Origin of the sequence: Thermocoleostomius sinensis A174 (assembly GCF_026802175.1) — a bacterium.
Taxonomy (GTDB): domain Bacteria; phylum Cyanobacteriota; class Cyanobacteriia; order Elainellales; family Elainellaceae; genus Thermocoleostomius; species Thermocoleostomius sinensis.
The window spans coordinates 5407336-5419979 of sequence record NZ_CP113797.1; the positions used below are offsets into that span (position 1 = coordinate 5407336).

The window sequence follows — 12644 nt, forward strand, 5'->3', positions numbered from 1 at the left end:
GTTTTGGTTGAACACTTTGTTCAGCCATTTCCGACGGCAATTGAACCCTTGTGTAGCTCAGGGGAGGCAACCAACTACTCACCTGCATTCTACAGGTGCTTTTACCGATTAGCCAAGCTCAACAACGACTTGTTCACGCCATCTAACCTTGAATCTAACTTTGATCTAACTTTATCTAACACTGTTCAGCGATATACCTAGAATATTCCGGCAATTGAATTTCACTAGCGCTTGGTTGGTTCGCTATCACTACTCAGTTTCTATCTCAAATACATTCCAAAAGTATTGGCTAAAAGTACACAAAAGCACGCAATGACTCGTCATCTGGAGATAATTGTATGGCTCGTTTGGACTATTTCGCTCCCGGTGTTTATGTTGAAGAGATCGATCGCGGCAGCCGCCCTATTGAAGGGACGTCACTCAGTGTCGCTGGTTTTGTTGGATTTACTGAAGATATTCGCGGTGGTGCGCAACTGTTTGAACCGATGCTGGTAGCTAATTGGAACCAGTACTTGGAGTATTTTGCTAAGCCTGGTTCTAAAGGGTTTACCAGCTTTGATGCCTATCTACCTTTCGCAGTCAGAGGGTGGTTTGACAACGGTGGTGGACGATGTTGGGTGGTTAGTATTGGCACTCAAGCTCCTCTGGAAAATGTCTTATCGAGGACTGTATCCTCAGCCGAACCTGTCGCTAGTGAATCAATACCCCTCCCTCAAGCCAGTGAAAGTTTCTCACCCGAAACCACATCCCCTACCGAAACTGGCGCTACTGAGTCAGAACTACCCTCTCAGCCCAGGGAAGAAACCTCACCTGAATCTGAAACAAGTGAGTCAACCTCATCTGCTAACTTTCAAGAAAATACTGCCAACTTATCCCGAGTGGCTGAACCTACTCCCTTGATCCTTTGTACAGTCGGAAAGAAGGAGACGCTGAAAATTAAGCTCAAACCCCAAGCGCCAACCTCCAATCCTCGACGCATTCAGGTCGTGGTTGAACCAGATGAACCGCGTCCCCAAGAACCCGGAGCACCTGATGTATTCAATACGGACGAGTTTTTTAAAATCACTCTGAAGCAGGGTGAGAGAATCCTAGAAGGGCCTCACCGACATCTATCGATGGATAAAGGTGTTTCGGAGCGGAAGTCACATCGTAATAGTAATATTCTTCAACAAAATGCGGGCACTTACGTTGAAACAGCATTTGAGGATTCAGCTTGGGTCACTGTTGAAGTCGAAAATACACCGGGACACGCATTATCTCGACGGCCGGCTGATGGGACTTATGAAGTTAGTGATCCGGTCGTCTATCCAGTCGATCAACTGTTTTCAGAGATGTATGGCGATCGCACCAATCGCTCAGGAATTGGGGGACTGTTTGAGATTGACGAAGTTGCAATGGTGGCCTGCCCAGATTTGATGCTGGCTCTGCAAAAAAAATGGCTCAGCCTTGAACAAGTTCATGACTTGATGGAACGAATAATTACCGGCTGCGAGAATTCTGCTCCCAGCCCCAAGTATCGGATGTCTGTCCTTGACGTTCCCCCCATTACGTATGGGCGGGAAAACAATCCGCAGGTACTTCAGCCAAACCAGCAAAAACCTCAGCATGTCAAGCAATGGTTGGATAAATTCGGGCGGCGCTCTGATGTAGCGGCGGTCTACTATCCCTGGGTCAAAACCATCAACCCCCGCAACAGTGAGCCGATTTTGGTTCCTCCCTGTGGACACATGATGGGAATTTGGTGTCATACCGATGAAACGCGAGGCATTTATAAAGCTCCTGCTAATGTGCAACCACGGGGTATTATCGATTTAGCCTACGATGTCAACTTCCGCGAACAAGAGTTTCTCAATCCGCTCGGTGTTAACTGCATTCGCAAATTCCCCGATCGGGGTATTCGGGTCTGGGGAGCACGTACCCTCGCTGAACGCGACGATGTGCAGTGGCGCTATATCAGCGTACGGCGGTTGATGAGCTATATCGAAAAGTCGATCGAACTAGGAACACAGTGGGCAGTGTTTGAACCCAATGATGAAGATCTGTGGGCCCGTGTAACCCGCACAGTAACCAACTTTTTGGAACGCATTTGGCGTGAAGGTGCGCTATTTGGCAGCACGCCCGCAGAAGCATTTTTTGTCAAATGCGATGCAGAACTAAACACCCCTGAAACCATGATGTTGGGACGGTTGATTGTTGAGGTTGGTGTTGCACCTGTACGTCCCGCAGAATTTGTGATCTTCCGCATTAGTCAGTGGTCGCCTAATGAGAAATAACCTTTTCGGTTTCTTCGTTAATTCGTCAAGTCATCACTTAACAATCACTCAACATTAAGCAAAAGGAGCAAGCGCATGTCTGAATTTCTCACTAGTTGTAAGTTTTATTTTGAAGCAGATGGTGTTGCCGAAAAGCTGATTTTGGAGGTTTCTGGATTATCTGTTGAATCTCCTGTAGCAGGTGAAGGAGGGGTTCATGGTTCTGGTAAGCGGGGTGTAAAAATCCGCCAGGCAACTCCTACTACCGAAAAGTTTACGAATGTCACCGTTAAGGTAGTAGCTACGACAGATAAAGATTTATACATCTGGTATCGAGACTGTAATACTAACGATGGAGGAGCATCATCGTGGATGAGTAATCGTAAAGCCGCCTCAGTCACCGCGTATGATCAAGCTGGTTCTATGCAAGCTCGTTGGGAAATTATCAATGCTTATCCTTGTAAGTATGAAGGTCCCAGTTTCTCGGCCGGTGACAGCAATATGGCCAACGAAACGTTGGAATTAGTGCATGAAGGCATTAAGCGAATGCAATAGACGTGTTCATCAGTAATTTATCGATATAGGTACCAACGGAGCGCTAAATCATGGCTACCTTTGCAGAATTGCTGACTGCTAGCCGCTTCTATCTGGAATTGAGATTGGATGGCAGTAACGATCTCGTCGATGCCGTTTTTCTGGAATGTCAAGGGTTTAAGCGATCGCAAGAACCGATCAAAATCTGTGAAGTGACACCACAACAGTGGGGACGGGCCAAGTACGGGCGTGTTGTGGAAACCCAGTTACCCGGATCATCCAAAACTGATAACTTGGTGCTGCGGCGCGGCTTAACTAACTCAATGACATTATGGACTTGGTTTGAAGCGGTTGAAGTAGGAGATTGGGCCAAGCAGCGGCGAGATGGGGCACTGTGCATCTACAGTCAAGCCGGAGTTGAACAGGCACGCTTTGAGTTTCGTAACGCTTGGCCCACCCGCTACTCACTATCTGATTTCAGTGCCCAAAGCGGTGAGATGGAAATTGAAGAACTGGAAATTGTTGTTGAAGACTTTTCCCGCAAGAGATAGAACCATGTTTCCCACTGAATTTGAATTTACCTTACCCAAAGGCTACCTTGATGCACACGGTAATTGGCATCGCAAGGGCATTATGCGATTAGCCAAAACCAATGATGAAATCGTTCCCATGCGCGATCCACGTGTTAAGGCCAATCCCGCCTATGCCACTGTCATTATTCTGTCACGTGTCATTACACATCTAGGAGCACTAGATGAGATTACTCCAGTTATCATTGAGAGTCTCTATGCCTGCGATCTCAATTATCTGTACCAGTTCTATCGTCAGATTAATGAATTGGAAGTAATCGATCGAATGTTTCAATCGCAAAATCCTAAAAAGGAAACTAGTGAAATGAGTGAATCGGTGAATAGATGAGTTACCAGAAAATTCCATTAATCTCATCAATTCATTGTAAAAGCGCGAACCTAATTTTACAAATGTTAAAAGCAGGGATGCTTCATGAGACTCATAGATGTATGGAACTCAACGCTGAGCCGAGCTAGAAACATAGGGAGAATTTTTTTCGATCCACTCTATGTCCTACGACGGCAAGCAGAACGTGGTGTTGAACGACTGGGGCAAGTGGAGGCCAGGTCGGATCAACCAATGCCCGACTCATCGTCACCCTCATCGCCCCCCTCATCGTCGCCAAATCAATTGCCCGATCGCTCGACTTCTTCCCTCCAATCCCCCACTACTGATAGTCAACTGCGTACAAAGCCTGATCGATTGCGCAAAGCAGCATCTCGGATTACGCTGCGTCGCATATCGCAGACAGAAAAAACAGTGCACTTGCCCTCTCCTCCCTCTCACCCGTCTGCTCCATCCCATCAAGCTCAGCTAGATCCATTCTTGGGGAAAGAAATTCAGCGTCGAGGACGATATCAATTTCAGAAGAAGCTGGATCAGAACAACCTAGATTTGCCCCAGACTAACCCTGTATCGTCAACTTATACGCGATATGAAGGTCGGACACAGGGAACTCAAACTGTCTGGATCAATGTCTATGAGTTATCTCCAAAAGAGTTCTCCCCAGATGAAATTACCGAACGGAAGCAGAAGTTTGAACGCATTAACCATCTACGGTTGCAGCCCGATCGGGGCAAGGATTTTCGATTGGTTTCCCTGCGAGAAGCGATTGCCGACCAGAAGGAACCCTATTGTTATCTCATCACAGATCCGATCGAACACGGCATAACGCTCAGAGAGTATCTGTCATCACAACCAACATCTCAAAAGCAAATGTCTCCAGAGCGAGTGCGTCAGGTGTTAGATCAGGTTCTGCAAACGCTGCGGTTTTTGCATACTCAAGTCTATGATCCAATTTACAAGCAATGGGGATTAGTGCACGGTAATATCAGCTTTGACAGTTTGTGGATTGTAGAGCACCAATCCGTGAGCGATAGCAATCGTCCAGGTTTCTGGATTTATGTTACAGATTTAGCCCTATGGGAGGATTTGTTTCGTGCTCCAGCACAGACTGAACAAAAGCAAAAGCAGCTAACCCCAAAGCGAGATCTGCACGCATTAGGGGAAGTTGCAAAAGAACTACTAAAGCCAGATTCGAACAACAATTCGATGAACGAACAAAAACTACAATCGGATGATAAAAATCTCAATCTTGAAAATCTTGAACTATTTATTCAGCAGCTAATTGACTCATGAAAGGATTTAAGACAGCGGGTGAGGCACATACCAAACTCAATGAACTGGATTATGGTGCAGAAAAACAGCACTCAGCCAAACAGCCGACTGTACGCGCAGATGCCTCACAATTCCAAACAGAAAACAAAAGCTGGTGGTATTGGGGACGGGTTGTGGTGATGGCTGGAGTGATGAGTGGAATGATTGCAGGGGTTACAGGATTTGCGATATGGATGTTACTTTCTCCCAACCAACCGAACTCTACTGATTCTGTTGTAGAGTCATCTGATTGTTCACAACCCCCTCTCCTAGCCCATCAAACATCTATTCGCTATGCGACCGATGGGCTATGGCAGCGCATTCTCAGCCAGTCTAATATCAGTACTCCAAGTCGATCGCTGCTAACTGCTGTGCAAGATACGTGTGAATTACCTCCTCTCGTGCCTCTTAACAGGTCATCCGATACAGCTTCCCTCAAGGCGATTACTCAACAGGTGACATCAGGTCAAGCTCATTTTGCATTACTACACCACACCGCACCGCTCGACTCGTCAAACGCTGCAACGACTCAGGAATTTGAATACGACAGCGACCTAAATTATCAAGTTATTGCCTACGATGCGATCGTCGTTGTTGTAGCATTTAGTGAGTTTTTCCGTGCTGGTACTCAGGCTGAAGAATCCCGGCTCAGCATTCCCCAACAGCTTAACGGTCAAATTACCCTCAAGCAACTGCAAACCCTTTATACTGGCGAAGATTGGAGAGCACCCAATAGTTTACAAAACACGCCAGTAAAACGTTACGTCCCCGATGAACCCGAGGTTGTGGAGATCTTTAAACAGCGAGTTTTGTCTGGAGCCGATCGCAATTTATTTGACGATCTCGTGATTTTGTCTGACATTACTCGTTCAGTGGAGCGGCTACCATCAAAACCGGAAGGCTTGGAAGAGCAGATTGAGCGGCTAGCGCAAGCTAACCTTCAGGTTAGAACTCCACTTCAAATGTTTGGTGAAATCCTCCAAGATTTTGAGAATAACAACACCTTGGGCATTGGATTTGTTCGATTGAGCCAAGCATTTAATCAGTGCTCTGTCTATCCCTTAGCCATCAAGAAACATTCCAGCGATCACATTATCAATTACATTATCAATCGCAATCGTGGAGTACAAGTATTAGTCGAACGAAACGGTAAACCCATTACACCCAGAACAGACCTCTGTGGCAGCAAAGGCAGCTATTTTCCTGATAAGGATGTGATATCTAGCCGCTATCCATTATCCTTTCCACTGATTGTAGTTTATCCCAAGGGTGAAACCCGATCGCAGGTTGGTCGAGCCGTTGCTCAAGCGCTTCGAAGTCCTCAAGGACAGCAGTTGTTAACGAATGCTGGACTGACACCTATTCATTCTAATTGAATCATTATAAATCATTGCCTAGATAGATTAGTACCTAAGTTTTGTCATTTATGGATATCCAATCTCTCTCCAAATCTGTACAACAGGTTTTAGATGATCCACTACTGCTGCAACGGCTTGTTCAGCAAATCTATCAACTGCTGCAAGAAGAAACGATGAATGATGGCGATCGAACTGGTATTTATGGGAGGCGATATTAATGGTTCGCAATGGAAACCCAACTACTGAACTGAATTACGTTGCTACAAACCACTTCTATGTGGAGATTAATAGCAACATTAGAGCATCTTTCAGTGAATGCTCTGGCTTGGGAATGAATATTAAGCGTGAATCCTATTTTGAAGGTGGCGTGAACGATCAACAACGAATTGTTTTGGGACAGGTTGAATTTGCCGATGTCACCCTAAAGCGTGGACTAACGAACGATTTTGCCTTCTGGGAGTGGATCAGTCAAACGCTCAGTCAAATGAGGCAGCGACGCAATGTCAATATCCTGCTATTTAACCAGTCTGGAGAAACTATGCAATGTTGGACACTGCTCGGTGCGGTGCCGGTCGGTTGGAAGGCTCCAGCTTTGCAAGCGGACGCCAGCAGCGTAGCGATCGAAGAATTGACGCTTTCCTATGAAGGGTTAAAAGTGGAGAAATCAGGGGGTGGGGCTATTCATCTCAGCAATGGACGTGATAAGCGAGGATATTTTGCTAGCTAATTGATCGATCGCTGCGATTACTGATGACTGAATCGCTCAGTCCATCACCGAAACCATCACCGAAACCATTGCCAAAACCGTCATCATGACTGTCACTATGACTTCATCGGCTCCTACTCTTCCTGTGTTATCCACTCCACCCTTGGGGCATGTCACAGCATCCGAGCGACCACCACTGGGACATATTGTACCTACTCTGGGACAGCACTGGCAGTCGCAGGTTATGCCACCCCTAAACCAGACCATACAGACAGCGTTGCTCCCTACAAAGCCATCTGTAGATCTAATGTTCAGTGAGCAGCTAGCTCCAGAGTTGATTCAATCCGATCACTTGAACGAGACCCGTTCTACCAATCAGCCGTACAACGCGCCACAACCTCCTCAAGCGCCTAAACCTCCAACTTTTTCTCCTGTCCCTCAACCGAAGCACTTAGATACTGAGTCGATCGATCACTCACCTCACCCTAACGCGGAATCAAACGCACCCCCTTCTCCCCCCTCTCGACTTCCGGCTATCCGTCACGAATCTACCAGCCCTGAGATTAACACGCTCTACCCGGAACCATCGGCAGATTCAGCCGAACCGATCGAATTTACCCCCTCTTCGTCCATTGTCCCCCTTCAGCCCAAACGTGAGATTGCTGAGTCCTCTTCCCTGGTAAAGGCAACATCGACAGATACCCCCACTCCTGCCGATCCTAGCTTGCCTATCAGTCACATTCAGCCTATTGTTACTTCACCACCCTCTCCTCTACCCTCTCCCTCAGATTCAACAACTCAGCCAGACTCTCTAATCCAACCAGATATGGCTGAAACAACTGGTTCTGATACCAGTTCCCAACCTGATTTCGGTCAAAACCTGGATGGGAATCTGAAACAGGTTGATTTGGTGCAACCGCAACCAGCCGAGAAGGCGGAACCGTCCTCTGCGGCAAAGCAATCGCCTGACCCGACTGCTCAGCCCCTAAACCCCGCCTCTCCTCGTGATTCTTCTAGCTATTCTCCAGATTATGCATCCGACTTACAGAAGTCAGAAGTCATCCCAACGACCGCCACTGCTTCCTCGGCAGAGAGCAACCCAACGACGCCAGCCGGAGCGACTGTCCTACCATCTACGGAGTCTCACGTTGCAGAGTTCAGTGACGAGCAGCTACAGTCCTCTCCTGTAACCGAAACAACCGATCGCCGACTACCATCTGCACGACCGTCCGCTCACCCACCCATTACGTCTCCGCCGTCTGCACCTGCAATTCAGGCAGCACCCACTGAAACCACACCCAACTGGAGCAATCTCAAACCGTTGGGAATAAACCAATCATTGGGGCAAGCGTCTGATCTTGGTTTTGATCTTGCTTTAACCTCGGCTCATACTGAGGTGATCCAATCGCGCCAAATACCACACGCACTCCATTTAGCCGAAATACCACCTGAACCAGCAACCAGTGAAGAGCAAACTGAGGAGTTATTTGAGAGCGAGAATCAGTTCTCTTCCTCCACACATTCCCCAACATTGAGGAACCTTGGATCACGCCCCTTCCAGAACCAACTGGCATCGCAAGAATCTACTCTTACTAATTCATCCTCTAATTCCAATTTCAAGTTCGAGTCCGAGTTCGAGTCCGAGTTTGAACTTGAGTTTGAATCTGAACTAGACGCTGCACTGCGGTTCGCACCAGAGCTAGACTCCGCGCCCGATCCATCTCCTAGCCCCTTTCGTACTACTTGGGTGCATCGCAGCAATAGAACCGTAAACTCGATCGCTGAATGCAGGACAACAACCAATCGCCCGGGTCGCGACGATCGCGACGAAGCTTTGCATCGATTGACTGTGGCAGAGAGTGAGCCAGCATCAAGCCAAACGTTAGATCCAGTCCCCGCATCCGATCCAGCATCCGATCCAGTATCGAACCCAACACAAGCGCAGAATGTGCAATCTGTCATTCCAATGTTCTTGCCTGAGCCAGATACCTCTGAGCCAGCGTCTCCACCAGTGACTGTAAAAACTGAGTCCTTAACCCGCTTATCCGATGCTGGGAAGAATCTATCCGACGAATCGATCGATGCAGAAGCCATTACTGATTTAGCTCATACGATTTACCAGCGTCTACGCTCTCGCTGGACAATTGAACAAGAACGCAATCAGCATCATTCCACAAACTCATTAGCTTGGTTAAATATCATTGATCAAACTCAGTGGAGCCAAAAACTGCACTCTAACTCACATCAATTCTGTACTTCTGTGACTCAATCGATGACTTCAATAGAGTTAGAAATAGCTGACAAGCTAGACCAACTCGATCGCTGTATATTAACCCTATTGAATTTAAAGATAGAAAGCCAGCGAGAACGGCAAGGATATTATTTTTAGTATTGATTTTTTGCAAATTATTCAATTAAATTGAAACAAATGTCACAACTTGTTAAAGCGCAACTTCTCTCACAAGAAGCCTCCCCCATTCAATTTATGTTTAACCCAACTGAACTAGTATTTGAGGGAATTGTTGAAACTTCGGAAAATCCTGGTGCACGAGTTCAGGAAACCGGAAAACCCAAGGTAAGTTTTTCCAATGTCAAAGCATATAAAGTCACCATCAGCAACATTCTATTTGATACCTATGAAGATCAAAAAGATGTCGTCAAGCAATACATTAATCCTTTAAAAGAAGCCGTGCAGTTTGTGGGTGGACAGCAGCGCCCTCCCATCTACCGTTTTGTTTGGGGTAGCCATATTTATTTACAGCGCTGTTTTGTCGAACAACTGACCTACAAACTGACGTTGTTTCTCCCTAATGGTACTCCTGTGCGGGCGATCGTTGATAGCCTCACTTTGAAAGAAATTGATGAGCCACAGCGTAATACCTCCTTGGCTCCAGAACAATTTCCTGATCGCAGTGGTGATAGTCTGGATGCTCGACGGTAGATTAAACCAGTTTTGATGAGTTATTGATTAGTGGATTGATTATGTCAACTGCCAACTATCGATCGCTACCCATCATTGAAATCGACGGACAAGTTGCTTCGACCAACTTTATGGAAGACTTGCTACAAGTGACCGTCGAAGAAAGTTTGCACTTTCCGGCGATGTTTACCCTGATGATGAAAAATGATTATCAGTCGGGGATACGTTCCGATCGCCCCTGGGAACACAAAGACCTGTTGCAAATTGGCAAACCGATTCGGATTGGGTTTACCTCTAGCACGATTGAATCCTTCGACTTCAGCGAATTACAACAGGGATTATTAATTGTTGGTGAAATTACTGCCATTGAAACTCATTTCACCGACAAAACTAAGGCTCCCATTATTATTCGAGGCTACGATGCTTCCCATCGGTTACATCGTGGGCGACATAATCGATCGTTTCAGAATATGACGGATAAAGATATTGTCAAAAAGATTGCTAGTGAAAATGGAATTGAACTAGGAACGATTGAAGATAGTGGCGCTCCCCACGAGTACCTGTTCCAAGAAAATCAGACGAATATGGAATTTCTACGCGAGCGAGCCGCTCGCATTGGATTTGAGCTATTTGTTCAAGATGGTAAGCTACATTTTCGTCAACCCAAGGCTACGAATGAACTTGACCTCGTCTGGTTGAAGGATATTGATACATTCCGAGTGCGAGTAACCAGTGCCGAACAGGTGCAATCGGTGGAAGTACGAGCCTGGGATTACAGCGAGAAACAAGCGATCGTCTCTACAGCCGCCGTTGATCAGGTGATTACCGCTACGGAAAACGGTCGCGGTAGTCAAACTAGCTCTCAGTTCAACGGTAAACCTATTCAGCCCAAGATGATTGTTGTCGATCGCCCTGTTGCTCATGCCAAGGAAGCCGATGCCATTGCTCAAGCTGTCTGCAACGAACTGGGTGGGCAGTTTGTACAAGCCGATGCCAAAGGTGAGGGCAGTCCTGCTCTGCGCCCTGGAAAGGTGGTAAAGCTGGCTGGGCTGGGCCCCCACAGCGGACGCTATTACATTACTGAAACTCGGCATTCCTACAGCCAGCGAATTTATCTCACTGAGTTTGGCGTGCGGGGGCTGCGATCGAACCATCTGCTAACGACCTTGGCTCCTGCGCCGCAACTACAACCGGGACAAACGCTGCTTGTGGGAATTGTCACGGACAATGACGATCCAGAAGGTTGGGGGCGCGTTAAAGTCAAATTTCCCACTTTAACCGATGATCATGCCAGCACTTGGGCCCGAGTCGTTGCCGCCGGAGCCGGAACCAATCGGGGTTTTGATTGTTTGCCCGAAATTGATGATGAGGTGCTGGTAGGGTTTGAACACGGAGATATTCATCGTCCCTATGTCATTGGCGGCGTGTGGAACGGCAAAGATCAGCCCCCCGAACCTGTAGCAGAAACGGTGCAGCAGGGCAAAGTACGCTTGCGGACGTTTAAGACCCGCAGTGGGCATCAAATTCAGTTTGTAGAAGAGGAGCAGCGCCGCAGCAAAGCGGGGATTCGCTTGGAAACCAGCGGCGGGCACAAAATTTATCTAAATGATAGTGACCAGTCGATCGCGATTCAGACTACAGGCGGACATCGACTGCAATTGGACGATCGCACTGGCACTATCAGCCTAGAGGGGACAGCCGCCGTTAATCTCACCGCTGCTGGAGCCATTACGCTTTCTGCCAGCACCATTCGCCTCAATGCTGGACTCATTACTTCTAGCGTGCCGATCGTCGTTGGAATATAAATGTAACCAAAAATGTAATCAAAAAATGCAATCAAAATAACCAATTGGAGAACTATTATGGCTAGGCGACGAACATCCAAAAAAGATCTGCCAATTCCTGAACCGGATCAAACTAGAACCAGTTTGACTCAACGCCCCTTCTATGACGAGATGGATGCAGATGCAGTACCCGTTTCGGCTCCGGTTTCAGGACGCACCACCCAAGTTCCACTGACCCAGGGACAGCAGGATCGCATTGCCCGCACTACCCCCAATATTGCTGATATTCCGCTGTACCCACCCGAGCAATTGGCAACTCCTTCAGAACCAGAGGTGGCGCAGCGTCAGCTTGACACAACTGCAATGCACGCCCCCAGAGGTACTATGCAGCGTAAAGCTACCAAGCAGGCAACCAAAGAAGAACAGCTTCAGCAAACTCTCCCTGAAGACGCCGCAAAACCCGCGGTCGTGGCAGAGGCAACCGAGAAAACTGCTGAGGAGCAGGATTCTGAACAACGCCAAGATGTACAAGAAGCCCAAAAACAAAAACTCGATCAAGAAATGACGCAAACTCGCGAAGCCCAAAAAGATCAAAAACAAGCAAAACAAGAGCAGATACAGGAAGAAGTAGAACAACAGAAAGATGTCAAAGAAGAAGAAAAAATGGAAAAGAAAACCCAGAAAGAAATGAACCAAAAAACAGAAGAGAACATAAAAGAAAAAGAGCAAATGCAAGCCACTGCCAAAAGCGATCGCCAGCAACAACGCCAAGAATTAAAACAAGCAAAAAAGTAAGAAAAAGATAACCACATAAGCAAAAACTTACCTTTTCTCCGACTCCCGACTCCCGACTCTCCACTCCCC

The 12644-nt window shown here is 47.2% G+C and carries 12 protein-coding genes; all 12 read left to right on the forward strand.

Translation table 11 applies throughout. The features are described from left to right. The first annotated feature begins 338 nt into the window (after positions 1 to 338). The 12 genes from OXH18_RS23430 to OXH18_RS23485 all read left to right on the forward strand — a co-directional run bounded on the left by OXH18_RS23430 (position 339) and on the right by OXH18_RS23485 (position 12575). Positions 339 to 2273 (forward strand): phage tail sheath family protein, encoded by a 1935-nt coding sequence (locus OXH18_RS23430; protein ID WP_268609931.1) that lies wholly within the window; start codon positions 339 to 341, stop codon positions 2271 to 2273. Positions 2274 to 2348: 75 nt separating this feature from the next. Next, positions 2349 to 2807 (forward strand): phage tail protein, encoded by a 459-nt coding sequence (locus OXH18_RS23435; RefSeq protein ID WP_268609933.1) that lies wholly within the window; start codon positions 2349 to 2351, stop codon positions 2805 to 2807. A 50-nt stretch (positions 2808 to 2857) separates the two neighbouring features. After that, positions 2858 to 3337 carry a phage tail protein gene (locus OXH18_RS23440; protein WP_268609935.1) on the forward strand — a complete coding sequence of 160 codons (480 nt, stop codon included), beginning with the start codon at positions 2858 to 2860 and terminating at the stop codon, positions 3335 to 3337. A gap of 4 nt (positions 3338 to 3341) precedes the next feature. Then, positions 3342 to 3704, forward strand: a complete 363-nt coding sequence (locus tag OXH18_RS23445; protein ID WP_268609936.1) for a hypothetical protein — start codon at positions 3342 to 3344, stop codon at positions 3702 to 3704. An 84-nt stretch (positions 3705 to 3788) separates the two neighbouring features. Continuing rightward, positions 3789 to 4994, forward strand: coding sequence for a protein kinase family protein (locus OXH18_RS23450; RefSeq protein WP_268609937.1), 1206 nt, complete (start codon positions 3789 to 3791; stop codon positions 4992 to 4994). Continuing rightward, positions 4991 to 6388 (forward strand): hypothetical protein, encoded by a 1398-nt coding sequence (locus tag OXH18_RS23455; RefSeq protein WP_268609938.1) that lies wholly within the window; start codon positions 4991 to 4993, stop codon positions 6386 to 6388. The genes OXH18_RS23450 and OXH18_RS23455 overlap by 4 nt, the downstream gene beginning before the upstream one ends. A 50-nt stretch (positions 6389 to 6438) precedes the next feature. After that, positions 6439 to 6588: a hypothetical protein gene (locus OXH18_RS23460; RefSeq protein WP_268609939.1), complete on the forward strand. Its 150-nt coding sequence runs from the start codon at positions 6439 to 6441 to the stop codon at positions 6586 to 6588. After that, positions 6588 to 7097 (forward strand): phage tail protein, encoded by a 510-nt coding sequence (locus OXH18_RS23465; protein WP_268609940.1) that lies wholly within the window; start codon positions 6588 to 6590, stop codon positions 7095 to 7097. The genes OXH18_RS23460 and OXH18_RS23465 overlap by 1 nt, the downstream gene beginning before the upstream one ends. Positions 7098 to 7194: 97 nt before the next feature. Beyond that, positions 7195 to 9465 (forward strand): hypothetical protein, encoded by a 2271-nt coding sequence (locus tag OXH18_RS23470; protein WP_268609941.1) that lies wholly within the window; start codon positions 7195 to 7197, stop codon positions 9463 to 9465. Positions 9466 to 9504: 39 nt separating this feature from the next. After that, positions 9505 to 10017 (forward strand): CIS tube protein, encoded by a 513-nt coding sequence (locus OXH18_RS23475; RefSeq protein WP_268609942.1) that lies wholly within the window; start codon positions 9505 to 9507, stop codon positions 10015 to 10017. 41 nt (positions 10018 to 10058) lie between these two features. Continuing rightward, on the forward strand, positions 10059 to 11801 hold the full coding sequence (locus OXH18_RS23480) for a VgrG-related protein (RefSeq protein ID WP_268609943.1): 1743 nt from the start codon (positions 10059 to 10061) through the stop codon (positions 11799 to 11801). Between the two features lie 57 nt (positions 11802 to 11858). Beyond that, the gene (locus OXH18_RS23485) at positions 11859 to 12575 is read left to right on the forward strand and encodes a hypothetical protein (RefSeq protein ID WP_268609944.1); all 717 of its coding nucleotides are present in this window, start codon (positions 11859 to 11861) and stop codon (positions 12573 to 12575) included. The last annotated feature ends 69 nt before the right edge of the window (positions 12576 to 12644 follow it).